We start from the raw sequence: 25,067 nt of genomic DNA, 5'->3' as shown, positions 1-25,067 counted from the left end.
GTGCTCCCCCGCGCGGGCCACCCAAAGACGACGGACCCGGCCGTCCCCAACGGGTCCGCCCCATACGGAGGTTCCATGGCCGAGAACGTCACCTCGCTGTTCCGCAGCACCGCGGCACACAGCCCGTCCATGGCGGCGCTGACGCGGGCAGCTGGAGACGGGGCCGGCCCGATCGACTTCTGTATCCCGGTGAACCCCTACTTCCCCACCCCGGGGATGTGGGACGAGATGTCCGGCCGCCTCCGCGACATCATCACGTACTACCCGTCCAGCGCCGACACCATCACCGCCGAGCTGTGCAACCTCCTCCAACTCCCGCCGCAGGCCGTGGCGATGGGCAACGGCTCCACCGAACTGATCACGTGGATCGACCACTTGCTGGTCCGTGAGTCCCTCGCCATCCCCGTCCCCACCTTCGGCCGCTGGACCGACCAGCCCATGGAGACCGGCAAGCGGGTCGACATGTTCCCGCTCCAGGAGTCCAGCGGCTTCGCCCTCGACCTCGCGCAGTACGCCGAGTTCATACGGGCCCGCGGCACCCGCGCCGCCGTCATCTGCAACCCCAACAACCCCGACGGCGGCTTCCTCCACAAGCACGCCGTCGTGCAGTTCATGGACGCGATGGCCGACCTCGACCTCGTCGTCATCGACGAGAGCTTCCTGGAGTTCGCCGACGCGGAGGCGGAGCCTTCGGTGGTGCAGGAGGCGATGCTGCGGCCCAACGTGATCGTGCTGCGGTCGCTCGGCAAGAACTTCGGGCTGCACGGCATCCGCTTCGGCTACATGGTCGCCAACCCGGCGCTCGCCGGCCGGGTCCGCTCGATGCTGCCGAAGTGGAACCTCAACGCCTTCGCCGAGTACGTGGTGTTCATGCTCAAGGAGCACGGCGCCGAGTACGCGCAGAGCCTCCAACAGGTCTACCGGGACCGCCTCGACATGTCGAGCCAGCTCTCCGCGCTCCCCGGCCTCACCGTCTACCCCTCCCAGGGCAACTTCCTCTTCGTGCGCCTCCCCGTGGGCGCCGAAGGCACCGTGGTCCGGGACCGGCTGCTCTCCGAGCACCGCATCCTGGTCCGCGAGTGCGGCAACAAGATCGGCTCGTCCAGCCGCTTCCTGCGTCTCGTGGTGCGCCCCCAGACGGACGTGCGTCGCCTGGTGTCCGCGCTGGAACAGGTGCTCTACGGGACCAGGAGGGGAGCCGCCGTGCCCGAGCTGGCCACCGGGACCAGTTACAGCTCGGGTACGGCGGCCGTGGACCGGCTGATGAGCAACGGGGCCGGCATGCCGCTGGCCGCGCAGGCCATGGCGGCGGCTCCCCCTCAGCCGGCGGCGCCCATGCCTGCTCCTATGCCCATGCCGGTCGCTCCTCAGCCGCAGCCCATGCCGATGCCGGTTGCTCCCGCGGCTGCCGCCCAGTCGCCGTACGGGGTGCCGGCCGCCGGGCCCACGCCGCCAGGAGTACCCGCTCGGGGTGGGCTCACGGCGGCGCAGGTCCGGGGGACCAACGGGTTGACGCCGGCGCCGGCTCAGGGGTGGCCGAACGGCGGCGCTTGGCCCAATGCGGCAGGCGCGTAGGAAACCTCCCTAGGCCGGATTCAGCTTCCACTGCTGGCACGCGTTGTTCAGCCAGGTCCACTGCCTGACGTCCGCCGCGTCCGCCGTGGAGCAGTTCGCCACGTCCGCCACCTTGCCCGTGGCCTGGTTGACGATGCGGACGTAGCTGCTGTCCGTGACGACGAAGCGGAAGCGCTGGCACGTGTTGTTCAGCCAGGACCACTGGCGCAGGTCGGCGCCGTCCGCGCTGGAGCAGTCCGCCGTGTCCAGGACCTTGCCCGTCGCCACGTTCACCAGCCGGCTCGTGTCGTCGCCCTGGTCCTCGACGCGCCACTTCTGGTTGTTGCCGCCGTTGCAGGTGTACTGCTGGACGTTGGCGCCGTCGGCGGTCGAACTCCCGGCGACGTCAAGGCACTTGCCGCTGTTGCGGTTCGTGATCGTGTACGTCGTCGAGGTGGACGAGGGCTCGCCCGACGGCCCGGTCATGCTGGACCCCAGCGCGACCGGCGTACCGAAGTTCGGCGTGCCGTCGGAGTTCCACGTGAACTTCTGGGCCCGGGTCGTACGGCCGTTGTCGCAGCCGTCCGACGACGAGTCGTTGGCGTGGTAGACGATCCAGTTCTCGGTGCCGTCCGGCGAGGTGAAGAAGCCGTTGTGGCCGGGGCCGTAGACGCCGGCGGAGTCGTTGCGCTGGAAGACGGGGGTCGACTTCTTCGTCCAGGAGGAGGCGGAGAGAGGGTCGGAGCCCGTCAGGGTGAGCTGGCCGAGTTTGTAGTCGGGGGTCCAGCAGCCGCTCGCCGAGTAGACGAGGAAGGTCTTGCCGCCCCGCTGGAGGATCTCCGGGCCCTCGTTGACCGTGCCGCCGCTCGTCTCCCAGGAGTAGGTCGGCGTGGAGATGGTCGAGAAGCCGGTGGCGAGGGTGTACGGGTTGGACATCCTGGCCGCCACCAGGTTCTGCGTGCCGCCGCTCGCGCTGCCGAAGAGGTACAGCTGGCCGTTGATCGTGCCGACCGTCGGGTCCAGCATCCAGGCGGAGTTGAGCTGGTTCTTGTAGGTGTAGGGCCCGGTGGGGTCCGTCCCGGCGCTTTCGAGGACGTGGGTGCGCTGGGTGGGGTTGTAGTCGCTGATGTTCTGTCCGGCGACGTAGTACAGGTACCACTTGCCGTTGAGGAAGTGGATCTCCGGCGCCCAGATGTTGCAGCAGCGCGAGGCCGCGTCGCCGGTCCACACCTGGTAGTTGGGGGCGGTGGCGAGCCCGGCGAGCGTGGCCGACTTGCGCATGGTGATGACGTTGGTCCAACTCGTCGTCACCATGTAGTAGTTGCCGTCGTAGTACGAGATCCAGGGGTCGGCGCCCTTCTGCGCCTTGATCGGGTTGGCGAACGAGGCCGCGCTGGCGGACGACTGCCCCAGGGAGAGAGGGAGGACCAGCGCGGCCAGCAGGGTCAGTAGGCGACGGGCCATCCGCTGCTCCAGTTCAGAAGGTTGATGCCCAGCTTGGGCGTGCCGTTGTCGTTGCCGTCGTAGTAGTGGTAGACGATCAGGTCGCCGTCCGAGTCGTTCATGATCGACTGTCCGCCGGGGCCGATGACGCTGCCGTGCGACTCGAGGACGGCTGTGCCGCCGTTGTTCGTCATCGCGACGCCGTTCTTGTCGTAGTACGGGCCGGTGACGCTGGTGGCCCGGCCGACCTTGACCTTGTAGGTCGAACTCGTGCCGGCGCAGCAGGTGTCGTACGAGGCGAAGAGGTAGTAGTAGCCGTTGCGCTTGACGATGTACGGCGCCTCGACGGCCTTGGTCCCGGTGGGGCGGGACGCGATCGAGTACCGGGTGGTGTTGGAGGAGAGCTGCTTCCCGGTCGACGGGTCGATCTGGATCATCTTCAGGCCGGTCCACCAACTGCCGAAGGACAGCCACCACTTGCCGTCGTCGTCCACGAAGAGGTTCGGGTCGATGGCGTTGTAGTCGCTGGAGGTGGTGGAGGTGTAGACGACGCCGTAGTCGGTCCAGGAGCCGGGAAGACCGGTCGTCGAACCGGCGAGCCCGATCGCTGACTTGTTGGAGCCGAAGGTGGAGACGGCGTAGTACATCAGGTACTTGCCGCCGTGGTACGAGATGTCGGGTGCCCAGGCCTCGGTGGCGTACGAGGACCACCAGCTGGGCTTGGTGGTGAAGGCGTCGCTGCCGGCGGTGAAGGCGATCCGGTCGGTGGAGGTCCGGTAGCCGAGGCCGCCGCCGGTGCCATAGAGGAGGTAGCGGCCGGCGGAGGTGCGGATCATCGTGGGGTCGTGGATGACCGTGGCGCCGGTGACCGTGCCGGGGTTGGGGTAGGCCGAGGCGGTGGAGGGGATCAGCGCGAGGAGAGCGGCTGCGGGGAGGGCGAGGAGGGTGGTTCGGACGCGCGAGGTGCGGCTCACACGGGCCTCCTTGACGTGTAGGGGGAAGTCGCTGTTCGGTGTACCGAACATCGATCGTCAATTCGGACGGACCGTAGAATCGAATCACTTGCGCGTCAACAGCCCGGGCACTCACAGGTAGTTGACAGTCCAACCGTTCTTGTACAGAGATCGAATCTTGGGCATAGTCCGTTCACGCGGTGTCGACGACGTGAACTCCCCCCACGCCAACCCCACTTGCCTCGCAAGGAGTTCAGACATGCCCAGGTTCAGACACTTCGCCGTACCCACCCTCGCCGCCGCGGCCCTCGTGATCGGAACGGCGGGCTCGTCCTTCGCCGACCAGATCTACACAGCCGACTCCAGCAACGCCTGCGGAGCCGCGTACTTCTACGACTACGGCGACACCTTCAAGATCATCGACATCTGCACGGACGGCAAGGGCGTGCGCCTTCAGTACACGAACCCGGTGGACAGCAACCCCTCCACCAGCGACACCAAGATCCACGTGGACTACACCGGCGGCTACACCGGCTACAACCTGTCCAACGCCTACGTCTACGACACCGACATGGACGAGGACGCCTGCTTCTACTTCCGCGTCGGCCACGTCGACGACGGCTCCTACGTCAGCGGCTCCTACGGCAGCTGGAACGAGGCCTGCGCCGCCAACTGACGTACCGGCCGCCGACTTGCCGTCAGTGGTCGATCTCCAGATGGAGCTTGAGCAGATCGATGCCGTAGTCGCCGCCGTTGGGTGTGCGGACGATGGTGTGGATGTGCTCCTGGGACGGACCTCCGCCGCTGGAGCCCCCCTTGTAGAAGAGGGGGGCCTGGGCGTCGTACTCGATGAGGACGACCGGGCTGTGGATCCGGTAGTAGAAGGCGGAGTCGTCCTTCGTCTCGCCCATCCAGAAGAAGTACGTGTCGTCCAGGTGGTCCTCCACCTCGGCCATCCTGACCTCGGCGTGGCCCTCGTTGACGTAGCCGATGTACACCCGCGCCAGCGCGAGCAGCTTCTTGCGCTGTGCCGAGGTGAGTTCGGAGCCCTTGAGTCCCTCGTATCCGAGCTTGAGGTTGTCCTGGCCCGCGCCGGCCTTCATGTCCTCGTTGCCGTTGGACTGCGAGGAGACGGCCTTGGCGCGCTGGGCGGAGGTGAGGGACCGGATCATGGCGAGACCGGCGGTGGTCTCCGGCCGGAAGAGAGTGATCTTCTCTCCCTTGTACGTCCCCGTCGTGGGCTCGGACCCCATGAACGTCGGCGTCATCACGACCTGGTCGCCGAGGACGAAGTAGTTGATGGCGACGTGATGGCCCTCGTACTGGAAGCCCCAAGGCTTCGTGGTCGACGGGGTGCCCATGAAGGTGAAGAAGTAGTGCCCCTCGGTCAGGGTCTTCTGGTTTCCGCCGTTGGAGTCCCCGAGGAACGCGTTGAGCTTCATGATCCCGCGGGTCTGGGTGAGACCGTCGGCGGACAGGGCCTCGCCGAGGAGCGCGTAACCGAGGTTCCGCTGCTTTTCCGTGAGGTCGCCCATGCGGACGCCCTTGCGGTCGTAGCCGTCGACATTGCTCCACGCCGTCCATTCATCGGCGTCGATGTCGAACGTGCAGGACTTGCGCTCCTTGGCGGACAGCCCGTCCAGGAACGCCTGGGCCGCCTTCACCAGGGCGTCCGTGGAGACGTCGGTGGAGTGGATCGTGTACAGGTCGTCGACGACCTTGCCGTCGGTGGTGACGCCCACGACGTCCGCGTACTTCACCTGGGAGGCGCCGGGACCCATGCCGCCACCCCCGCCACCGCCACCGGGTCCGCCGGAGGGCATGCCGCTGGGGGCGCCGTTCGGGGCGGCCGAGCTGGAGGCGGCGGCCGTGTCGTCGCCGCCCGAGGAACAGCCGGTCATGGTCGCCACGGCGGCGACACCACCGGCGAGCAGCGCCTTGTTCATGAACCAGCGGCGGCTGCGCTCGGCTTCGGGGGTGCGGGGCCGGTGCCCATGGCTGTGGTCGTGTCCGTGGCTGTGGTCGTGTCCGTTTCCGTGCATACGGAGGAGGATCGGGGGCCTACCTGAAGCGTTCCTGGGCGAAGCCTGTGGACGAGGGGCCGGTGCTTCCGTATCGCCTCCCTGACGAAGGTCTTCACGTCCGCGGCCCTGGTCCGCCCCCTCCGCGACAAGGGCGTACCGCCGACCACCCCCGCCATCGACCTGTTGCCCGCCCTCGCCCCCGGCTGGCGGGCCGACCGCGGCCTCACCGTCGAGCAGCTCCTGGGCCAGGTGTCCGGCCTGCGCGAGTCGGTGGACGCGGCGACGGTGAAGGCGCTGGGTGACCGGGACGACGTACGAGGACGCGCTACGGAAGTCCGCCCTCACCCCCTGGAACCTGAGCCTGACGGGCTTCACCACCCCTCCGTCGGCCGTCCCCGGCTGGGACGGTACGACCGAACTCCGCGCCCCTCGCCTACCCCCGCACCCGGCGCCCCAGCGGCGGCCTGTGGTCGTCGGTGCCGGAGCTGCTGACGGCGGGCGAGGGTCTCCTGGCCGACCGGGCCCTCCTGGAGGAGATCCGCCGCCCGCGCACCCGCGCCGACGACCCCATGACGTACGGCCTCGGGTGGGCGGTGGGCCCGTCGGGCCAGCTGTATCTGAACGGGCGGCTGCCCGGCTACCGGGCGGCGATGGTCCTGATCCCGGACGAGGCGTACGTGAGCGTGGCGGTCGTCAACGAGCAGTACGCCCTGCCCGCCCTGGCGACCCTGCTCAGCGCCATGCAACAGCCCCTCACCGGGGACGACATCGCGGGGCCGGTCAACGACTTCGCGGCCTGAGACGGTCGCGGCGCGGGTTTCGTTGGGCGGCATTCGGACATTGCGTCGCGCGCGGCTGACGTAAGGCGGGAGCGGGCAGGAGCGGGCGGCCGGGCGCGCGGGCTCGGGAAACGGGATCGCCGACAGGATCGTCGACATCCGGCCTGTCGAGCCGCCTGCGAAGGTCCAGGTCAGAGACTCGCGGTGACCGCCGATGGCCGTGTCCTGCACACCTCTTGACGCTCCGTCACTTTGCCTAACTGACAGCCCTCCGACAGCATCCGTTCCTACGGTGCCGTGTCCATGACAGACACTTCGGAAGCAACCCCCACCCCGGTCGGGCGCCGCACCGTTCTGATCGCCACCGGCGCCACCGCAGCGGCAGTCGCCGTGGGCGCCGCCGCGCCCGAAGCCCCCACAGCCGACGCGGCCGACGCCACCCCCGTGGCCGCCGCGGCCGTCTGCACTCTCACCAAGGAGATGACCGAAGGCCCCTACTACCTGGACGGCGCGCTCGTCCGCTCCGACATCCGCGAGACGAAGACCGGCTTCGTGCTGAAGCTGGCGCTCACCGTCGTCAACGACGACACCTGCGCGGCGATCCCCAACGCCCTCGTGGAGATCTGGCACGCCGACGCGCTCGGCGAGTACTCCGGTTACGTCGGCAACAACGGCCACAACGAGGCCGACAACGGCACGTTCCTGCGGGGCGGTGTCCTCACCAACTCCAGCGGCGTCGCCAACATCACCACGGTGTACCCGGGTTGGTACCGGGGACGCTGCGTCCACATCCACGTCAAGGTCCACACGGGCGTGACCCTCACGTCCGACGGCTCCTTCACGGGCGGCACAGAGGTCCACACCGGCCAGCTCTTCTTCGACGAGACGATCACGGCGAGAGTGGGCGCGCTCTCCCCGTACTCGGCGAACACGGTCACCCGCACGACGCTGGCCCAGGACTCGATCTATGACGACGGCGGCGCGGCGTCCGGCCTGCTGACCCTGACGGCGATCGGCAGCTCACCGTCGTCGGGGTACACCGGGACGCTGACGCTGGGGGTGGAGGTCTGAGCCTGCACGTGAGCGATACGGCGGCCGCTTCCTGCACGCGCGCAGGGGCGGCCGCCTCGCCCCTTTCCGGCCTGTACCGTCTGCGGAGACGTCACCGGGGGCGGGAGGGGGGCGGGATGGCGTCCAAGAGCGGAGGGGTCTGTCAGCGACGCCGCGCACTGGCTCACCTGCTCTTCCGGGTGCTGGCGTTGGTCGTGCTCTCGGCCGGGTTCCTGGGCCTGTGCTCCACCCTGTTCCCGGCGCGAGCCGACATGCCCGAGTTGTTGCGGGACCTGCGGAGCGGGGACGTGTCCGTCGTGCAGGTGATCAGCCCGGACATCGGTGAGGTGAGGGTCTACTGGTCCACCGGGTATCTGGGGGACCGTGCGTTCACCTACCGCTACGACGTCGACCCGCTCCGGCAGACGACCGAGCAGTTCGCGGCGGACATCAAGGCACGGCTGGGCGAGCGGGCCGACGACGTGGCCTTCGAGGAAGGTGAACCGTTGGACGCCCTGGGCTTTCTCGACCTCCTCATCCCCGTCATGTACTGGTTCGTCATGCCCCACTTCGCCCGGCCGGTCGCGGTCTGCTGTGTCGTCGCGCTCGCGGACATGGTGCTCAGGCAGGGCCTCCGCACTCCGAGCGCGGGGTACTGGCTACTCACCTCGCTGGTCTTCGGGTTCGGCTTCCCGGCGTACCTCTGGTCGGAACCCCGTCCGCTGTGGTCCCGCCGCGCCGCGGGAGACCGGCCGGGTATGACCGGTCTCCGGCTGGCGGGGGCGACCGCCTGCTGGGCGGTGGTGGGCATCGGCATGCTGCTGGCCATGGCCCTCACGCGCGGCTGACGGCCTGCGCCGGCGTCAGGACTCCGGACACTCCTTCCACGCCAAGTGGTACACCGTGCTGATGTCCCCGTCCGTCGAGTCCATCGTCATGAAGCTGACCTTGTCCGCGGACGTCGAGCCCGCCGTCACCCTCAGTTCCGTGTTGATGTTGAAGTTGCGCTGGACTCCGCAGGGGGCCCAGACCAGTTGGGCCCAGTCGGTGGTGTCGGTGGCCTGCCAGTTGTCGTTGTAGGGGCCGGTGAAGGGGTGGGAGCGGGAGGCCGTGTTCGGGGAGCCCTGGAAGTAGTACGAGGCTCTCTGGGTGCCGGTCGCGCCGGACTGGAGGGCCGCGAAGCCCCGGTAGTCCGCGCTGGCGATGGCGTACGTGAAGCCCTGGGGGACGTGGACTATGAGGTTGAGTTGGCAGTTCTTGCGGAACGCCGTCGGGTCCGAGCCGCCGCCCGCCTGGGCGAGGTAGTCGCTGTACGTCACCGTGAAGGCCGTGTTGTCCTCGGAGACGGCGACCGCCGTCGTCCCGGCGGGGCAGCCCGAGCCGTTCACCGTCGCCACCTTGATGACGATCTTGTCCGGCGGCGGGTCCTCGAAACCGCCGGACGGGGTGGCCGAGTGGGCCGGTAGTGCCGTCGCTGTGGTGAGCAGAGCGGCTACCGCACCGCTCAGCAGGAGCCCACGAGTCATGATCTCTCCGTAACAGTCGGGGGGTGGCTGACGTGCCACCCGGACCGTAGGGACAGACCGGCGCCGCCGACAGGATGAACTCAAGCCATTCACAGATGCGGTTTTCACAGCATCTTCACAGTGTCCGAACTCTGCGGACATACACGGCCGTTGAGGAATCCATCCCCAGGTCATTCACAGCCGCACATAAAGGGTTTCTTCAGATACACCCCTAACTTCACTCGCCATGACGGGAAACCACACCGAGCCCCACGAGCTCGAAGAGCAGCAGCAGGAATCCGGCAGGCACCGCCTGGACACCTCCGTCCGACGGCGCCGCGTCCTCATCGGCGGCGGCGGTGTCGCCGTGGCCGGCGGTCTCGCGGTCGCCGGCATCGCCTCCGCCGACCCCGGCAAGTCGAACAAGGGCAAGAAGCCCGGGAAGGGGACCGGCACCACCGCCTCCGCCTCCACCGAGGCCTCCGCCACCAGCACCGTCTGCGTCCTGAACGCCGAGGTCACCGAGGGGCCGTACTCCCTCGACGGCGCCCTCGTCCGCGAGGACATCCGGGAGGACAAGGAGGGCTTCGAGGTCCAGTACACCTTCACCGTCGTCGACGTCGGCAACGACTGCGCGCCTCTCGCCGACGCCCTCGTCGAGATCTGGCACTGCGACCACCTCGGCGAGTACTCCGGCTTCGTCGGCGGCAACGGCCACACGGAGGACGACAACGGCACCTTCCTCCGCGGCGGTCAGATGACCGACGAGAACGGACAGTGCAGCATCACGTCCATCTGGCCGGGCCACTACGTCTCGCGCGCCGTCCACGTCCATATGCGGGTGCACACGGACGTGACGCTCACCGACGACTCGTACACCGGCGGCGAGATCATCCACACCGGGCAGCTCTTCTTCGACCAGGACATCAACACCGAGGTGCAGGCGACCTCGCCGTACACCGAGAACACCACCCAGGAGACGCTGCTGGAGAACGACTCCATCTACGACGACGGCGGCGCGTCCTCCGGCCTGCTGACCCTGACCGCGCTGGGCTCCAGCGTGTCCGACGGCTACGCCGCCACACTCACCGTCGGCGTCAACAGCGACTGACCATGCCCCTCATGCGCTGACAGGCTGCCGCTCCTCCGCGTGCTCGCTCTCCGCCGCCCTCTCCTGACGGTAGGCGCGGATCGAGTACGCGAGGGCGGCGGCCCACACCGCGTACAGGACGACGTACACCACCGTGCTCAGCGAACCGCTCGCGCCGATCCAGTCGCTCTTCAGCAGCGTGCGGACGTTGGTGACGATGATGACCCCGCCGACCGCCGAGCCCAGGACCCGCGGCGGGACCAGGCGGACCAGCCAGGCGGCGATCGGGGCGGCGACCAGGCCGCCTAGGAGGAAGGCGAGGACCCAGGTCCAGTCGAGGCCCTGGGAGCCGAGGGAGAAGAGGAAGCCGAGGCTCGCCGCCAGGGCCACCAGGAACTCGCTGGTGTCGATCGAGCCGATCACCTTGCGGGGTTCCATACGGCCGCTCGCGAGCAACGCGGGCGTGCCCACCGGGCCCCAGCCGCCTCCGCCCGTCGCGTCGAGGAACCCGGCGACCAGGCCCAGCGGTGCCAGGAACCGCTTCCGCAGCGGCTTGCCGAGCTGGTCCTTCGGGAGGCCGCGGAAGGTGAAGCGGGACATGACGTACAGGCCGAGGCCCAGCAGGATCAGCGACATCACCGGCTCCGCCACCTCCGTCGACAGCGCCGACAGCGCCGTCGCGCCGAGGAACGAGCCGATCGCGCCGGGGACCCCGATCTTCGCCACGACCTTCCAGTCGACGTTGCCGAAGCGCCAGTGGCTGGCGCCGGACATCAGCGTCGTACCGATCTCGGCGAGGTGGACCGTCGCCGAGGCCGCGGCCGGATTCGTACCCATCGCCAGCAACAGGGTGGTCGAGGTCACGCCGTAGGCCATGCCGAGGCTGCCGTCCACGAGCTGGGCGCCCAGGCCCGCGAGGGCGAGCAGTATCAGCGTGCGCATAGGGGAGGTCCCGTCCGTCGTTCCTGCGTTTCCGGGTTTTCCCACCGGGGAGGTAGGGATGAACGGGAGGCGACGGTAGGGCGTCAAACTGAGTACAGGCTTAGACCCGGATGAGGACGTTCACAGGGAAAGGCCCGGCGATCTCTACGGGTTCTCCCAGGCCGCGGGCTCGGCCGCCAGCTGCTGCACCGGCGTCGGCAGCGCGTCCGCCGCGATGTCCGCGATCGTCACGCCCTCCAGGATGCGGCGCACGTTGGCCCGCAGGGCGATCCACAGAGGCAGGAGCGGCTGGGCGGAGCCCGTGTAGGCCAGGCCCGTGGGCCGTTCGCCCCGTACCGACACGATCGGGCCGTCGACCGTCCGGATCACGTCGGCCACCGTGATCTCCGCCGCGTCCCGGGCCAGCGTGTAACCGCCGTTGCCGCCGCGCCTGCTGTCGACGACCCCGCCGCGTCGCAGGTCACCGAGGATGCCTTCGAGGAACTTGTGCGGAATGTCCTGCGCGAGGGCGATGGTCTCCGCCTTCACGGGAGTCTTCACGGGCCCGTCGCCCTGTCGTACGGCGAGTTCCAGTACCGCTCGTACCGCGTAGTCCGCCCGTGCCGAGATCCTCATGAGGACCATTGTGAGGTGTGCCGCCCCGGGCATGGAGAATGGTCCCTCACTCGCGTCCCGGGAAACGCAGGCACAACAGGAGGCGACGCTCGCGTGGAGCTCAGCAGACGAACTTTCAGCACCCTCGCCGGTACGGCCGCGCTCGGCTTCGCGCTGACCGGCAGCGGCGGTGTGCTGCCGTCGCGGACGGGGCCCCGCGTCGTGCCCACGGGGCCGCCGCCGGCCCCGCCGGTCGCGGACGGTGCCGTGCACACGGTCGGCCACGACCGCTACTCCCTGCTCGTCGACGGCCGGCGCCTCGCGCTGTGGCCGGGCGAGATGCATCTGTTCCGGCTGCCGAGCCCGTCCCTGTGGCGGGACGTGCTGGAGAAACTGCGGGCGCACGGCTACAACGCGGTGACCGTCTCGGTCGCCTGGAACTACCACTCCCCCGCCCCGGGTTCGTACGACTTCACGGGCGTCCGCGACCTCGACCGCTTCCTGCGCACGGCCGCCGCCACCGGGCTGTACGTCGTCCTGCGCCCCGGCCCCCACCTCGGCGCCGACATCGACGCGGGCGGCTTCCCCGGCTGGCTGACGGCCACCGAGGGACGCGCCCGGACCACGGACCCGACCTATCTGGCGCACGCGGACGAGTGGCTGACGCGGGTGAACGCCATCGCCGCCCGGCATCTGTACACCAAGGGCAAGGGCACGGTCCTGCTGTACGAGCTGGAGAAGGGGCCCGACGCCGCCTACCTCTCCCACCTCCGCCAGAAGGTGCGGGCCGACGGCATCGACGTACCCCTGTCCGTGCCGCGGTCCCCCCTCACCGGCCTCCACCACCCGGCCATGGCGTACGGCGGGACGTCCTGGGGCTGGCTGCCCGCGCCGCAGCTCTCCACCACGGCGTACGACAGCGGCGCGGCCCTCGGCGAGGGGCGGCAGCCGACCGCCGCGCTCGCGCCGGTCCACCGGCTCGGCCAACTGCTGCGGACCGTACCGGACTTCGCCAAGCTGGACCGCAAGACGGACTTGGCCTCTCCCGGCGGTCGCCTCGGCGTGGAGCACCTGGTCAACCGCGACACCGACTCCCAGACGTACGTCGTGCGCAACGACTCCGCCAAGGCGGTGTCCACCCCGCTGCCACGCGCCGGGATCGAGGTGCCGGTCAACGTCCGGGCCGGTGACACCAAGGTGCTCAGCAGTCAACTCAAGCTGGGCGGGCGGACGTTGAAGTACGCCACCGCCCAGCTCATGCTGTTCGTCTCCGCCGGGCGGCAGGACATCGCCGTGTTCTCGGGGCGGTACGGCGACATGGCACAGGTCGTCGTGGAGTGCCCGGAGGAGCCGACGGCGACCCGGCTCGACGCCGAACCGGCGTGGATCTACGACCGTGGCCTGCTGCGGGTGACCTGCCCCCTCGGTGTCGGCGAGCTGGCCCGCGTGAAGGTCGAGAACGGCGGCTCCGACCGGCCGTTGCTGCTGCTGTTCGCCGACGACACCACCGCACTGCGGCTGTGGCCGTACGAGACGCCGTCCGGGTCGGTGCTGGTGTACGGCCCCTCGCTGGTGCGGGACGTCCGGCTGAAGGACGACACGGTCCATCTCACCGGCGACACCACCAAGGTGACCGGCCTGGAGGTGTGGGGGCCGCGCGGCATCGAGCAGGTGACGTGGAACAAGCGGCCGGTGGCCTCCCGGATCAGCGCGACGTTCAGTCTGCTCGCCCTGAAGCCCCTGCCGGGCCAGGGCCCGGTGCCGCTGCCGGCCCTCGACGACTGGCGGCGACGGGCCGAGAACCCGGAAGCCGAGCCGGACTTCGACGACTCGGCGTGGGTGAAGGCCGACAAGAAGACGTCCTTCAGCACCACCCCCGTCCCCGACGGGCAGCCCGTCCTCTTCGCCGACGACTACGGCTTCCACTACGGCGACGTCTGGTACCGGGGCCGCGTCACCGACGCCGAGGATCTCGCATCCGTCTCCCTCGCCTACAGCACCGGCACACAGGGGCTGTTGATGGCCTGGCTGGACGGCAAGCCGCTCGGCACGCACCGGATGCCGGTGCCGGACGCCGGGTCCGCCCGCAAGGGCACCTGGACCGCCACGGCCACCTTCGACGTCCCGGAGAAGCTGCGGACGCGGGACGAGCATGTACTGTCCGTGCTCGTGCGGCGGATGGCCCATGACGTGGACGACACCTCCCTCGACACCCACAAGGCGGCCCGCGGACTGACGTCGGTGAGCTTCAAGGGGGCGTCCCCGAAGGTGAGTTGGCGGCTCCAGGGCGCCGGCGCCACCGATCCGGTGCGCGGACCGCTCAACAACGGCGGGCTCTACGGCGAGCGGGAGGGCTGGCACCTGTCCGACCTCGACGAGGCCGACGACTGGGAGGGCGTCAAGCTGCCGCGCGCCGACCGCCGCCAGGGAGTGACCTGGTACCGGACGGGCTTCCGGCTCGCCGTCCCCACCGGCGTCGACGCCTCGATCGGACTCACCCTCGACGACGATCCGAAGCGTGCCTACCGGGTGCAAATCTTCCTCAACGGCTGGAACATGGGCCAGTACGTCAACGACGCCGGCCCCCGGCACCCCTTCGTCCTGCCGAACGGCATCCTGCGCACCCGGGGCAGCAACTCCCTCGCCCTGGCGGTCCTTTCGGACGGCACGACGGAGGCGGGCCCCAAGGACGTACGGCTGACCCTGCTGGGCGCGTCGGCGGGCGGGGTGACGGTGGAGAACGTCTGAGGGGAGAACCTCGTGCGAAGACGGCGATTCATCAGCGGGTTACTCGGGGCGGGGGCCGGCGTCGGGCTCACCTCGTCGAGCGGCGGGACGGCCGGAGCGGCCCCGGTCGGAGCCGCCGCCGGCCCGCACGACTGGCGGACGGTCCCCGCCCCCGCCTGCGCGACGGCCGCCCAGCTCCTGGGAGTCGCGGCCGCCGGTCCCGACCTCGCCTGGGCCGTCGGCGAGGAGGGCCGCAACGGCTCCACGCGCGGCAGGCCGCTCGCCCTGGTGTGGGACGGCGGCGTCTGGACCCGCCTGGACCTCACCCATCTCGGCTTCTCCGGCGGGTACTTGAACGCCGTCGCCGGTTCGTACGGCGCCGCGTGGGCCGTGGGCACCGACACCGGCGGCGTCGCCCGGCTCGTCCACTGGGACGGGACGACCTGGCAGGAGGCCGACTTCGCCGGCCGCCTGGCCTACGGGACGGCCCTCACCGGTGTGGCGCTGGACGCCGACGACCGCGTATGGCTGTCCGGCCGCAACAGCGACGGCTGTGTGCTGCTGCGCGGTGACACGGACGGCTGGCTGTGGCTGCCCCCGCCGCCGAGCGGCAGCACGACCGCCCCGGCGGGCCTGCGCGTGACGCGCGACGGCAACGTCTGGGCGTACGACAGCGCCCTCGTCGCCCGCTGGGACCACGAGGAGTGGACCGAACTGCCCGCGCCGGCAGGCCTGCGGCCGTACGTCACCGGGCTGCTCCCGGTCGCCGACGACGACATCTGGCTCACCGGCTTCGACTACGGGGTGGGCGGCCCGCCCGGCAAACCCCCCGGCGTCATGCTCAAGCACTGGGACGGCACCTCATGGGTGGCCGTCACCGCCCCGTTCACCGTGGGCATGCTCTCCGCGATCGTCGACGACGGGCTCGGCGGCCCCGACCGCATCGCGGGCTGGGACTTCTGGGACCAGACGCGTTCGCACCACCTCCGCTGGGAGGGCGGGAGTTGGGTGAGCGAGCGCGGGCCCACGTCCTCAAGTGCCGTCCTGGTGAACGCACTTGCGGCCGTACCCGGAGCGGGCGGGTACTGGGCCGTCGGCATGACACCGTCGTCCCCGTACCCGCCCGCGCAGGTGTACATCGAGCAATAGCCCTCTAGGCCAGCCGGATCACGTTCCACGAAAGCGGTTCGAGTACGGCGGTCAGGGTGCCGTCCGTGAGGGCGGTGCCCTCGACCGTGTGCGGGGCGACCCGCTCCGGCTCGGCGAGGGTGTTGCGGGCGTCCGGGTCGGCGTCGGCGAGGGCGCTGTGCTCGACGACGGACGTCACATTCAGCGCGCCCAGGGCGACTTCGAGGGGCAGCGCCTCCGTCCGGCTGCGGTTCACGGCGAAGACGGTGACCGAGCCGTCCTCCGCGCGCACCGCGGTGGCGTGCAGCAGGTCGGTCTCGCCGTACTTCTCGGTGGTGTACGTCGGGGAGTCGACCCGTACGTCGAGGACCTCGCCGCGGCCGTACCGCGCGGCCTGCGCGAACGGGAAGAACGTCGTCTGCCGCCAGGCCGGGCCGCCCGGCTCGGTCATGATCGGCGCGATCACGTTGACGAGCTGGGCGAGGCAGGCGACGGTGACGCGGTCGGCGTGCCGGAGCAGGGCGATGAGCAGAGAGCCGAAGACGACGGCGTCGGTGACGCTGTAGTTGTCCTCCAGCAGCCGGGGGGCCTCGGCCCAGTCCCGTGTGTCGGAGTTCTCGATCTCGTGCCAGTCCGAGATGTACCAGACGTTCCACTCGTCGAAGGAGAGGTTGATCTTCTTCTTGGACTTGAGCTTCGCACCGATGTGGTCGGCGGTGGCGACCACGTTCTCGATGAACGACTCCATGTCGACGGCGGAGGCCAGGAAGGAGTCGATGTCGCCGTTCTCGGGCTGGTAGTAGGCGTGCAGGGAGATGTAGTCGACGAGCTCGTACGTCTCGGCGAGGACGGTCGCCTCCCACTCGGCGAACGTCGGCATGGACTGGCTGGAGGAGCCGCAGGCGACGAGTTCGACGTTCGGGTCGATCTGCCGCATCGCGCGGGCCGTCTCGGCGGCGAGGCGGCCGTACTCCGTCGCCGTCTTGTGGCCGGTCTGCCAGGGACCGTCCATCTCGTTGCCGAGGCACCAGAGCTTGATGCCGAAGGGCTCCTTGTCGCCGTGTGCCGCGCGGAGGTCGGCGAGGGCCGTGCCGGCCGGGTGGTTGGCGTACTCCTGGAGTTCCAGAGCCTCGGCGACGCCGCGCGTGCCGAGGTTGAGGGCCATCATCGGCTCGGCCTGGGGGCCGACCTTCTTCAGGAAGGCGATGTACTCGGAGAGGCCGAAGCGGTTCGTCTCCGTGGAGCGCCAGGCGAGGTCGAGGCGGCGCGGGCGGTCCTCCACCGGGCCGACGCTGTCCTCCCACTTGTAGCCCGACACGAAGTTGCCGCCGGGGTAGCGGATGGCGGTGACGCCGAGTTCGCGGACGAGGTCGAGGACGTCCTGGCGGATGCCGGCCGCGTCCGCGGTGGGGTGGCCGGGTTCGAAGATGCCGGTGTAGACGCAGCGGCCGAGGTGTTCTACGAAGGAGCCGAATAGGCGGGGGTTGACCTGGCCGACCTTGAAGGCGGGGTCGAGGGTGAAGCGGGCGGTGCTCATGCTTGCCTTTCGAGGTTGTGTGTTGGCTGCGGGTACGTGGGGGCTGGTCGCGCAGTTCCCCGCGCCCCTAAAAGACCTTTGGCCAGCCGGTCTTTGTCCAGCTCAGCTTGTTCAGCCCTAGCTTCGGGGTGCCACTATCTTCTGCGTCGCAGTAGTGGTACGCCAGCCAGTCCTGGCCCTTGTCCTTGAAGACCGACTGGCCGCCCGTGCCGATGTAGCGGCCGTGGCCCTCCAGGAGCAGGTCGCCGCCTCCCTCCAGCATCGGCTTGCCTGTGCTGTCGATGTACGGGCCCTCCACGTCCGTCGCTCGCCCCACCTTGATCTTGTAGGTGGAGTTCACGCCGGCGCAGCAGGCGTCGTACGAGGCGAAGAGGTAGTAGTAGCGGCCGTGCTTGACGATGTACGGGCCCTCGACGGCGTACGGGAGGTCGGGGCGGGTCGCCAGGTGGTCGACCGTGGCTCCTTCGATCGCCTTTCCGGTCGCCGGGTTCAGTTCGACCATGCGGATGCCCGTCCAGTACGAGCCGAACGCCATCCACAGCCTGCCGTCGGCCTTGATGACGCCCGGGTCGATGGCGTTCCAGGAGTCGGTGGTCTCGGAGGAGAAGACCTTGCCGTGGTCCGTCCAGGTGCCCGGGAGGCCTGAGTCGGAGGTCGCAACGCCTATCGCGGAGTGGTTGGTGCCCCAGGACGAGACGGCGTAGTACAGCCAGTACTTGCCCGCGCGGTAGGAGATGTCGGGGGCCCACGGGTCGCCGGTGTTGTTGTACTCGTACCACCAACTCGGCGGCTCGGCGAAGGCGTTGCCCGCGTCGTCCCACTGCTTGCCGTCCTTCGACAGGCGGGCGCCGATGATGCCGCCGGTCGAGTAGGCCACGTAGCCGCCGGACTTGAGCTTGATGACGGTCGGGTCGTGGATGATCTGCTGGCCGGTGATGGGGCGGGGGTCGGGGTAACTGACCGCTGCCTGCGCCGTGTTGGGGAGCAGGGCGAGGAAGGTGGCCGCGGCCACCGCCGTGAGCGTTCTGCGCAGGGTCACTGGCCCGCCAATCCCGTGTGGGCGACGCCCGCCACGATCTGCCGCTGGAAGAAGACGAAGACGACGATCAGGGGCAGGCCGGCCATCAGGCCGCCGGCCATGAGCTGGGCCCACTGGATGCCGTAGGAGTTCATGACGGTCGCGATGCCGTTCGGCATGGTCATCAGGTCGGGGTTGTTGGTCACCATGTACGGCCACAGGAAGTTGTTCCAGGAGGCGATGAAGGTGAAGATGCCGACCGCCGCGAGCGAGGGCCTCGCCAAGGGGACGACGATCGTGAAGAAGACCCGCCAGCGGCCCGCGCCGTCGATGAACGCGGCCTCCTCCAGTTCGCGCGGGATGCCCTGGAAGAACTTGTAGAGGATGTAGACCATCGCGGCCGGCGCGCACTGGGGAAGGATCATGCCCCAGTAGGTGTCGACCATCCCCATCTGCTGGACCGTGGTGAAGAGCGGCACGCCCAGCACCGCCGGGGAGATCATCAGGCCCGACATCACCACGCCCATGAGCAGGGACTTGCCCCTGAACTCCGTGCGGGCGAAGCCGTATCCGGCGAGGGCGCTGACCACCAGCACGATGGTCGTCACGCACACCGAGACAACCAGCGAGTTGACGAACCAGTTGCTGACGTTGCCGGTCTCCCAGAGGGCCTTCCACGCCTGGGTCGTCCACACCTTCGGCACCCAGTGCGGCGGGATCTCGGCGGCCTCCGCCTCGGACTTGAGGGAGGTGAACAGGGCGGCGGCGATCGGCGCCACGAAGACGATCGAGACGGCCGCGCCGATCAGGGTGAGGACGATCTGGCTCGGCGTCCAGGGCTTGCGGGTCTTGAGGCGTACCTGGGTGGCGCTCATCGGGTGCCCTCCTCACGGGTGCGCAGCAGTGCCATCCGGCCGAGGGCGACGGCCGCGATGATCACGAAGAAGATGATGGACATCGCGGAGGCGTAGCCCACGCGGTAGCTGGTGAAGCCCTGTTCGAGGGTGTACTGGACGAACGAGCGGGTGGAGAGCTCGGGTCCGGGGCCGAAGTCCATCATCACCACGGCCTGGTCGAAGAGTTGGAGCGAGGCCAGGATCTGGAGCGCGATGACGAGGCCGGTGATGTTGCGCAGCATCGGCAGCGTGATGTGGACCATGCGGTGCCAGGCGTTGGCGCCGTCGAGTTTGGCGGCCTCGTAGAGGTGGTCGGGGATGCCCTGGAGGGCGGCGAGGTAGAGCAGGAAGCTGAAGCCGACCGTCCACCACAGGGTGGTGATGACGATGGCGAGCATCGCGTACGACTTGTCCGTCAGCCAGGGGGTGTCGAGGCCGAAGGTCTCGTTGAACAGGCCGATGCCCTGGGTGAACAGCCACTGCCACATGTTCGCGGCGACCGTCGACGGGAGCAGGAAGGGCGCGAAGAAGCACAGGCGCCACAGCCATTTGCCGCGCTCGATGTGGTGGGCCAGCATCGCGAGGAGGAAGGCCAGGAGCGTGATGCAGGGGACGACGAGGAGCGTGAAGTAGGCGCTGTGGCCGAGCGCGTCCCACATCGCCTGGTCGTTGAGGGCCTCGCGGTAGTTGTCGAGGCCGACGAAGCTCGCGCCCTCGCCGGAGATGTTGGCGTCCGTGAAGCTGAGCCAGACGCCGCGCAGCAGCGGCCAGACCACGAAGAGGGCGAAGAGCACCAGGAACGGGGCGATGAACCAGCCGCCGTGCTGGAAGCCCTGCTTGCGGCGGACGGTCGCGGTGGCCGTCGCGGTCCTCGCGCGGGCCGGTACGGCGACGCTCTGAGCACTGGTCGTCATGCGACCGCACCTCCCTGCGCGGCGGTCCTGCCGTCCATCGGGTTCTTGGACGCGAGGAGCTTGGTGAGATGGCTCTTCATGGTCTGGGCGACCTTGTCGGGCTTGGCGGAGCCCATCGTCGAGGAGACGACGACCGGGCCGAGGTCCTGGGCGAGGACGCCGGTGGAGCCCGCGAACCACACCTTCGGCTCGGTGGCCTGGTGGTCCATGGCGCTGACGTACTCGTTCTGCGGGGTGAGCTTCTTGTAGGCGGCCGTGGAGAGGGTCGGCGTGTACGCGGGGATGTGGCCGCCTGCCGCCCACTGCTGGGCGTGCTGGACGACGTAGGCGGCGAGTTGGTGGGCGCCGTCGTTGGTGGCGCCGCCGCGGCCGGCCTGGTGGGGCAGGACGAAGGCGTGCGACTCGGCGTGGGTGGCCTGTTTGCCGAAGACGGGCGGCAGCGGGGTGGCGCCGTAGTCGAGCTTGGCGCCGGAGAAGACCGGCACGGACCAGTTGCCCTCCCAGGTGAAGGGGGCGCCGTTGATGAACTGCTCGCCGGTCGGGGCGCCGGGGATGACGTATCCGTCGGTGACGTGCTGCCGGAGGAACTCCAGGACCTGGGTGGCCTTGTCGGGGGCGAAGAGGACCTCGGTGTTCTCGGCGTTGAACCACTCGCCGCCGAGCTGGGTGTAGAAGGCGACGAAGAACCACCACTGGAAGTTCTGGTCGTTGGTCCACAGGCCGATGGTCTGAAGGCCCTTCTTCTGGACCGCCTTGGCCTTCTTCAGCACGTCGAACCACTCGGCGGTGGAGCCGACCGGGATCATGCGGCCGTCGTCGCCGAGCAGGCCGGCCTTCTTCAGCACGTCCTTGCGGTAGAAGCAGAGCTGGACGTGGATGTCGAGCGGGAGGGCGTAGAGCTTGCCGTCGATGACGCCGCGCTTCCACAGCGCGGGGTTGAAGTCCTGTTCGCGTACGCCGTACTTGGCGAGCAGGTCGACGTCCCAGGGGTCCAGGAGGCGGCCCGGTGAGAAGCCGGTGACGCGGCCCATGTGCATGACGCCGAGTTCGGGGGCGCGGTTGCCCGCGGCGGCCATGGCGAGCTTGGTGTAGAAGGGGTTGCCCCACTGGAGAGTGGAGTCCTTCACCGCGATGTCGGGGTGTTCCTTGCGGAAGGCGTCCAGCATCGTGATCATGTTGGCGCCGTCGCCGCCGCTGAAGAGGTTCCAGTACCGTACGCGGGTGTCCGCGCCGGAGGCCAGTGCGTCGGCCCCCGTCCCGAGCGCCGCGAAGCCGAAGCTGCCCGCGACGGCGAGTCCGCCCGCCGCGGTGAGCAGTTGCCTGCGATTCAGGTCAGGTCGTCCCATTGCCTGCCCTTACTTTCAGAGTTCGGAGAATCGTGTCAATTGTTCGGTATTTCGAAAGGCGCCCGTAACTTCGAACGGGACCGTAGATAGGAAGCGCTTTCCAGTCAATGGTCCGGACAGGATTTTCAGGACGGGGACGATGGTTCTCAGTTGTACGAACGGTCCTCGGAACCGATGACGTGGACACTTCCCGCCGCGTACGCTCGGACGAACTGCCGTGCGGTGGTGAGAAGGGGGATCGATGGACATCGCGGGCGCGCGCACCAGAGCGGGGCGGATCGCCGCGGCGCTGCGGCGGGCGAGGACCGGCTCCGCGATGCGTGACCTGGCGGGGGAGCTCGGTGCCGCCGTGCGGGCCAGGCCGCGGCCGCCGGCCGGGGTGCGCGAGGTGTGCCGGGCGCTGTGCGAGGCGATGAGCGTCCGCCGGGGCGGGCGGCCCGTGGAGCTGCGGTTCGAGCGGTTTCCCGACGAGATCGAAGTGACCGGCCTGTGGGTGGAGTTCCAGGACTTCGACCTGGTCATCGTCGAGGAGCGCGCCGAGGCTGTGCAGCAACTGGTCATCCTCGGCCATGAGTTGTGGCATCTGCACGCCGGCCACCGGCACGGGGTGGGCCCGGCCGCCGCCCGCGCGCTGGCGGGCGAGCCCGACTGGAGGGACGCCCTGACCGTCGCCGCCCGCAACGGCTCCCGGCAGACGGACGAGGCCGAGGCCGACGACTTCGGACACCGCCTGGCGGCCGTCTTCCGGCCCTATCTGTCGGGCCAGGGCGGCCGGCAGCACCTCGAACCGCTGGAGCGGTCCATGGGCTACCGCGGACGCCGGGACACCGAGCGGTGAGCACCCCTTACGACGCCCTGGCCGCGGGGAACCTCCTCAGCGGGATGTACGTCTCCTTCTGGCTGCCCACGGCCGTGCTGACCGCCGCCCTGGCGATCAAACTGCCCAGCATCCTCAAGCTGTGGCGGGACCCGCTGCTGCGTGCCGTCGGCGGCCTGCTGCTGTTCGCCTGCGCGGTGTTCGTCTTCGCGGCCCCCTCCACCATCGCCTGGACCAACCGCGTCACCGGCGTCCCCAACATCGCCGCGCCCTGGGTGTACTCGCTGCTGACCGCGCTGTGCGCGTCCTGGCTGCTGCTGGTCGTGCACTGGCGCAACGGCCGTACCGAACGCCACGCCCAGACGCGCCGCGCGACCCGCTGGGTGGTCGCCGTCTACGCGGCCGTCGTCGCCGCGCTGTGGGTGCTGTTCGCGCTCGCCGACGTGCCCGTGGAGCAGATCCGGGACCTGGACACGTACTACGCCTCGACGCCGTTCATGCGGGAGCTGATCCTCCTCTACCTGACCGCGCACACCGTGGCCAGCCTGATCACGTCCCGGCTGGTGTGGAACTGGATCCGCACCGACGGCCTCGACGCCTGGCTGCGCTGGGGGCTGCGCTTCCTCGGGATCGGCTTCGCGACGAACCTGCTGTTCAGCGCGGCCAAGCTCACGGCGGTGGTGGCCCGTTGGACCGGCCACGACCTGGACTGGCTGAACACCAACGTGGCGCCCTCGGCCGCCTGCATCGCCGCCACGTTCGTCGCGGTCGGCTTCATCGTGCCGCACGCCGGCCAGTACCTCCAGGAGCGCTGGCTGGTCCGCCGCCGCCACCGCGGCCTCGCGCCGCTGGCCCGCCTCATGCGGACCGTCGCGGGCAGCCGCGAGCCGCTCGGCCTGCGGGCGACCCCCGAGATGCGGCTCATCCGCCGCGAGACGTTCATCCGCGACACCCTCCTCCAACTCGCCCGCCGCCTCGACGAGCACCTGCGCACCCGGTCCTACGACGCCGCCCTCGCCCTCGGCTTCCCGCCCGGCCGCGCCCAGGCCCTCGCGGCGGCCGTGACGATCCTGGACGCGGTGGAGGCCGAGCGGCGCTCCCCCGACGGCGGCGGCACCGAGCGCTCCGCCGGAAGTGCGGCGACGGCCCTTCAGGGCGCTGCCGAACCGCACCGGACTTCGCCGGACCCGCTCAGCGCCCCCGACACCACCTACCTGCTGCAGGAGATCCACGCCGTGTCCCAGGTCCTGCGCAAGCCCGAGGAGATCAAGGCGGTACGCGCCCGCGCGGCCGTCCCGGCAGAGAGCATGTCCGCGCATGAATGAAAGACCCTCGCCCGCCAGAGTCGCCGTCGTGCTCGGGGGGTCGCACACCGGCATGCTCGTGGCCGCCGCCCTGGCCGGGCTCGCCGAGCGGGTCGTCGTCGTGGAGCGCGACGAACTGCCCGTGGCGCCCGCGCCCCGCAAGGGGCTGCCGCAGGCCCGGCACGCCCACATGCTGTGGTCGGGCGGTGTGCACGCGCTGGAGGAGCTCCTCCCCGGCGTCACCGCGGAACTCCGCGCCGCCGGGGCCCGCCGGGCGCCGGTCACCACGGACATGGTCGTGCTGTCGGCGCACGGCTGGTTCCGCCGCTGGCCGGAGTCCCACCACGTCATCCTCGCCGGGCGCGACCTGTTCGACGCGACGGTCCGGGCACGGGTCCTCACCGACGAGCGCGTCGAACTCCTCGACGGCACCGAGGTGTTGGGGCTCGTCGGCACCTCCGAGGCGGTCACCGGGGTACGGGTGCGCGGGCGGGACGGGCGGGAGCGGACGATCGACGCCGGGCTGGTCGTCGACGCGAGCGGGCGGGGCTCGGGCGCGCCCCGCTGGCTCACGGAACTCCGCCTGCCCGCGCCTGAGCAGCGCGAGGTCGACTCCGGGCTGGCCTACGCGAGCCGGCTCTACCTCGCCCCCGAGCAGGCCCGTGACGGCTTCCCGGTCGTCAACGTCCAGTCCGACGCCCGCGGTGACGGTCCCGGCCGCGCGGGCTTCCTGCTGCCCATCGAGAACGGCCGCTGGATCGTCACCCTCAACGGCACGCGCGGCGGCGAACCGACCTCCGCGAACGCCTCCGGCGACGACTTCGTCCGCTTCGCCCGCGAGTCGTTGCGACATCCGCTGATCGGCCAACTCCTCGCCCGTGCCGAGCCGTTGTCCGACGTGGCGTTCACGCGGACGACCGTCAACCGGCGGTACTTCTACGAGCGGATGCCCGCGTGGCCCGACAACTTCGCGGTGCTCGGGGACGCGTTGGCCGCGTACAACCCGGTTTATGGCCATGGGCTGGCCGTGGGGGCGCAGAGCGCGGTGATCCTTCGGGATGTCGTACGGCGGCACGGGTGGGGGGCCGTCGCACTGGCTCGGAGGGTGCAGAAGGCGGTGGCGCGGCCGGTGGGGGCGGCGTGGGACCTCGCTACCGGGCAGGACGTGTTCTATCCCGGGGCGACGGAGGAGGGGCCCACGGGGCGGGACCGGCTCGTGGCCGCGTACGTGGATCGGCTGATGTACACGGCCACGGGGAATGGGCGGATCGCTCGCCGGGTCACTGATGTGACGTCCCTTGAGCGGCGGGCGGAGGTGTTGTTGGCGCCGTCTGTGTTGTTGGCGGCGTTGGTGGGGCCGTTGAAGGCGACTTTGGCTGAGCCGCCTTTGACTGCGGAGGAGTTGAAGGCGGCGGGGCTTCGGTAGTTCGTCGGGTGCGGGGCGGT

General features: G+C 69.8%; 22 protein-coding genes and 1 pseudogene. 12 read left to right on the top strand and 11 right to left on the bottom strand.

All coding sequences use genetic code 11. From position 1 onward, the window contains the following. Positions 1–75 precede the first annotated feature (75 nt). Positions 76–1,575, top strand: coding sequence for a pyridoxal phosphate-dependent aminotransferase (locus IQ210_RS03895; RefSeq protein ID WP_194076904.1), 1,500 nt, complete (start codon positions 76–78; stop codon positions 1,573–1,575). 9 nt (positions 1,576–1,584) lie between these two features. On the opposite strand, the gene IQ210_RS03890 is transcribed toward IQ210_RS03895, so the two are convergent. Then, positions 1,585–3,018, bottom strand: a complete 1,434-nt coding sequence (locus IQ210_RS03890; protein WP_194076902.1) for a family 43 glycosylhydrolase — start codon at positions 3,016–3,018, stop codon at positions 1,585–1,587. Continuing rightward, a complete protein-coding gene (locus IQ210_RS03885; protein WP_194076899.1) occupies positions 3,000–3,971 on the bottom strand; it encodes an arabinan endo-1,5-alpha-L-arabinosidase in 972 nt (323 codons plus the stop codon). The genes IQ210_RS03890 and IQ210_RS03885 overlap by 19 nt, the downstream gene beginning before the upstream one ends. A gap of 238 nt (positions 3,972–4,209) precedes the next feature. On the opposite strand from IQ210_RS03885, the gene IQ210_RS03880 reads away from it, so the two are divergent. Then, positions 4,210–4,626: a hypothetical protein gene (locus IQ210_RS03880; RefSeq protein WP_194076897.1), complete on the top strand. Its 417-nt coding sequence runs from the start codon at positions 4,210–4,212 to the stop codon at positions 4,624–4,626. A gap of 22 nt (positions 4,627–4,648) precedes the next feature. Here IQ210_RS03880 and IQ210_RS03875 read toward each other — a convergent pair whose 3' ends face one another. Beyond that, positions 4,649–5,992, bottom strand: coding sequence for a DUF3500 domain-containing protein (locus tag IQ210_RS03875; protein ID WP_228046736.1), 1,344 nt, complete (start codon positions 5,990–5,992; stop codon positions 4,649–4,651). Positions 5,993–6,037: 45 nt separating this feature from the next. Here IQ210_RS03875 and IQ210_RS48435 point away from each other — a divergent pair, with 45 nt between their 5' ends. The 4 genes and pseudogenes from IQ210_RS48435 to IQ210_RS03855 all read left to right on the top strand — a co-directional run bounded on the left by IQ210_RS48435 (position 6,038) and on the right by IQ210_RS03855 (position 8,651). Further along, the gene (locus IQ210_RS48435; RefSeq protein WP_194077119.1) at positions 6,038–6,466 is read left to right on the top strand and encodes a serine hydrolase; all 429 of its coding nucleotides are present in this window, start codon (positions 6,038–6,040) and stop codon (positions 6,464–6,466) included. Beyond that, a pseudogene (locus IQ210_RS03865) lies at positions 6,394–6,774 on the top strand (hypothetical protein); the annotation flags it as partial. The gene IQ210_RS48435 and the pseudogene IQ210_RS03865, both read left to right, overlap by 73 nt. Before the next feature lie 282 nt (positions 6,775–7,056). Then, positions 7,057–7,824 carry an intradiol ring-cleavage dioxygenase gene (locus IQ210_RS03860; protein ID WP_194076895.1) on the top strand — a complete coding sequence of 256 codons (768 nt, stop codon included), beginning with the start codon at positions 7,057–7,059 and terminating at the stop codon, positions 7,822–7,824. Positions 7,825–7,940: 116 nt separating this feature from the next. After that, positions 7,941–8,651: a hypothetical protein gene (locus IQ210_RS03855; RefSeq protein WP_194076893.1), complete on the top strand. Its 711-nt coding sequence runs from the start codon at positions 7,941–7,943 to the stop codon at positions 8,649–8,651. Positions 8,652–8,666: 15 nt separating this feature from the next. Here the strand turns inward: IQ210_RS03855 and IQ210_RS03850 are convergent, their stop codons facing one another. Next, a complete protein-coding gene (locus IQ210_RS03850) occupies positions 8,667–9,329 on the bottom strand; it encodes a DUF4360 domain-containing protein (RefSeq protein WP_194076890.1) in 663 nt (220 codons plus the stop codon). Positions 9,330–9,555: 226 nt separating this feature from the next. Here IQ210_RS03850 and IQ210_RS03845 point away from each other — a divergent pair, with 226 nt between their 5' ends. Further along, positions 9,556–10,419, top strand: coding sequence for an intradiol ring-cleavage dioxygenase (locus IQ210_RS03845; protein WP_194076888.1), 864 nt, complete (start codon positions 9,556–9,558; stop codon positions 10,417–10,419). A 9-nt stretch (positions 10,420–10,428) separates the two neighbouring features. Here the strand turns inward: IQ210_RS03845 and IQ210_RS03840 are convergent, their stop codons facing one another. Together IQ210_RS03840 and IQ210_RS03835 are read right to left on the bottom strand one after the other, a co-directional pair. Continuing rightward, entirely contained in the window at positions 10,429–11,340 is a 912-nt protein-coding gene (locus IQ210_RS03840; protein ID WP_194076886.1) for a sulfite exporter TauE/SafE family protein, read from the bottom strand. 144 nt (positions 11,341–11,484) lie between these two features. Continuing rightward, on the bottom strand, positions 11,485–11,955 hold the full coding sequence (locus IQ210_RS03835; RefSeq protein WP_194076884.1) for an RrF2 family transcriptional regulator: 471 nt from the start codon (positions 11,953–11,955) through the stop codon (positions 11,485–11,487). A gap of 93 nt (positions 11,956–12,048) precedes the next feature. Between IQ210_RS03835 and IQ210_RS03830 the strand changes: the two genes are divergently transcribed. Further along, entirely contained in the window at positions 12,049–14,682 is a 2,634-nt protein-coding gene (locus IQ210_RS03830; protein WP_194076882.1) for a beta-galactosidase, read from the top strand. Between the two features lie 12 nt (positions 14,683–14,694). Beyond that, positions 14,695–15,810 (top strand): hypothetical protein, encoded by a 1,116-nt coding sequence (locus IQ210_RS03825; protein WP_194076880.1) that lies wholly within the window; start codon positions 14,695–14,697, stop codon positions 15,808–15,810. 4 nt (positions 15,811–15,814) lie between these two features. Here IQ210_RS03825 and arfA read toward each other — a convergent pair whose 3' ends face one another. From arfA to IQ210_RS03800, 5 genes are all read right to left on the bottom strand, one after another. Next, on the bottom strand, positions 15,815–17,326 hold the full coding sequence (gene arfA, locus IQ210_RS03820; protein ID WP_194076878.1) for an arabinosylfuranosidase ArfA: 1,512 nt from the start codon (positions 17,324–17,326) through the stop codon (positions 15,815–15,817). A gap of 67 nt (positions 17,327–17,393) precedes the next feature. After that, positions 17,394–18,365: an arabinan endo-1,5-alpha-L-arabinosidase gene (locus IQ210_RS03815; protein ID WP_194076876.1), complete on the bottom strand. Its 972-nt coding sequence runs from the start codon at positions 18,363–18,365 to the stop codon at positions 17,394–17,396. Beyond that, complete coding sequence (locus tag IQ210_RS03810) at positions 18,362–19,219, bottom strand: carbohydrate ABC transporter permease (RefSeq protein ID WP_194076874.1); 858 nt, start codon at positions 19,217–19,219, stop codon at positions 18,362–18,364. The genes IQ210_RS03815 and IQ210_RS03810 overlap by 4 nt, the downstream gene beginning before the upstream one ends. Next, a complete protein-coding gene (locus tag IQ210_RS03805; RefSeq protein ID WP_194076872.1) occupies positions 19,216–20,154 on the bottom strand; it encodes a carbohydrate ABC transporter permease in 939 nt (312 codons plus the stop codon). Before IQ210_RS03805 ends, IQ210_RS03810 begins: the two co-directional genes overlap by 4 nt. After that, positions 20,151–21,500, bottom strand: coding sequence for an extracellular solute-binding protein (locus IQ210_RS03800; RefSeq protein ID WP_194076870.1), 1,350 nt, complete (start codon positions 21,498–21,500; stop codon positions 20,151–20,153). Before IQ210_RS03800 ends, IQ210_RS03805 begins: the two co-directional genes overlap by 4 nt. A gap of 241 nt (positions 21,501–21,741) precedes the next feature. On the opposite strand from IQ210_RS03800, the gene IQ210_RS03795 reads away from it, so the two are divergent. From IQ210_RS03795 to IQ210_RS03785, 3 genes are read left to right on the top strand one after another with little or no spacing between them, the layout of a single operon-like run. Continuing rightward, the gene (locus IQ210_RS03795; RefSeq protein WP_194076859.1) at positions 21,742–22,338 is read left to right on the top strand and encodes a toxin-antitoxin system, toxin component family protein; all 597 of its coding nucleotides are present in this window, start codon (positions 21,742–21,744) and stop codon (positions 22,336–22,338) included. A 44-nt stretch (positions 22,339–22,382) separates the two neighbouring features. After that, complete coding sequence (locus IQ210_RS03790) at positions 22,383–23,642, top strand: MAB_1171c family putative transporter (RefSeq protein ID WP_194077117.1); 1,260 nt, start codon at positions 22,383–22,385, stop codon at positions 23,640–23,642. Continuing rightward, positions 23,635–25,047 (top strand): NAD(P)/FAD-dependent oxidoreductase, encoded by a 1,413-nt coding sequence (locus IQ210_RS03785; RefSeq protein WP_194076857.1) that lies wholly within the window; start codon positions 23,635–23,637, stop codon positions 25,045–25,047. The genes IQ210_RS03790 and IQ210_RS03785 overlap by 8 nt, the downstream gene beginning before the upstream one ends. Positions 25,048–25,067 lie beyond the last annotated feature (20 nt).

This window comes from Streptomyces justiciae, assembly GCF_015163075.1.
Classification (GTDB): Bacteria; Actinomycetota; Actinomycetes; order Streptomycetales; family Streptomycetaceae; genus Streptomyces; species Streptomyces justiciae.
The sequence above is the reverse complement of the archived record's forward strand: the minus strand, read 5'-3'. Positions and strand labels throughout refer to the sequence as shown.

Coding starts and splice junctions, on each gene's coding strand:
- IQ210_RS03840 (WP_194076886.1), bottom strand. CDS start 11,340: ATGCGCACGCTGATACTGCTCGCCCTCGCGGGCCTGGGCGCCCAGCTC.
- IQ210_RS03805 (WP_194076872.1), bottom strand. CDS start 20,154: ATGACGACCAGTGCTCAGAGCGTCGCCGTACCGGCCCGCGCGAGGACC.
- arfA (WP_194076878.1), bottom strand. CDS start 17,326: ATGAGCACCGCCCGCTTCACCCTCGACCCCGCCTTCAAGGTCGGCCAG.
- IQ210_RS03875 (WP_228046736.1), bottom strand. CDS start 5,992: ATGCACGGAAACGGACACGACCACAGCCACGGACACGACCACAGCCAT.
- IQ210_RS03895 (WP_194076904.1), top strand. CDS start 76: ATGGCCGAGAACGTCACCTCGCTGTTCCGCAGCACCGCGGCACACAGC.
- IQ210_RS03855 (WP_194076893.1), top strand. CDS start 7,941: ATGGCGTCCAAGAGCGGAGGGGTCTGTCAGCGACGCCGCGCACTGGCT.
- IQ210_RS03850 (WP_194076890.1), bottom strand. CDS start 9,329: ATGACTCGTGGGCTCCTGCTGAGCGGTGCGGTAGCCGCTCTGCTCACC.
- IQ210_RS03810 (WP_194076874.1), bottom strand. CDS start 19,219: ATGAGCGCCACCCAGGTACGCCTCAAGACCCGCAAGCCCTGGACGCCG.
- IQ210_RS03860 (WP_194076895.1), top strand. CDS start 7,057: ATGACAGACACTTCGGAAGCAACCCCCACCCCGGTCGGGCGCCGCACC.
- IQ210_RS03800 (WP_194076870.1), bottom strand. CDS start 21,500: ATGGGACGACCTGACCTGAATCGCAGGCAACTGCTCACCGCGGCGGGC.
- IQ210_RS03795 (WP_194076859.1), top strand. CDS start 21,742: ATGGACATCGCGGGCGCGCGCACCAGAGCGGGGCGGATCGCCGCGGCG.
- IQ210_RS03845 (WP_194076888.1), top strand. CDS start 9,556: ATGACGGGAAACCACACCGAGCCCCACGAGCTCGAAGAGCAGCAGCAG.
- IQ210_RS03790 (WP_194077117.1), top strand. CDS start 22,383: ATGTACGTCTCCTTCTGGCTGCCCACGGCCGTGCTGACCGCCGCCCTG.
- IQ210_RS03835 (WP_194076884.1), bottom strand. CDS start 11,955: ATGAGGATCTCGGCACGGGCGGACTACGCGGTACGAGCGGTACTGGAA.
- IQ210_RS03890 (WP_194076902.1), bottom strand. CDS start 3,018: ATGGCCCGTCGCCTACTGACCCTGCTGGCCGCGCTGGTCCTCCCTCTC.
- IQ210_RS03785 (WP_194076857.1), top strand. CDS start 23,635: ATGAATGAAAGACCCTCGCCCGCCAGAGTCGCCGTCGTGCTCGGGGGG.
- IQ210_RS03880 (WP_194076897.1), top strand. CDS start 4,210: ATGCCCAGGTTCAGACACTTCGCCGTACCCACCCTCGCCGCCGCGGCC.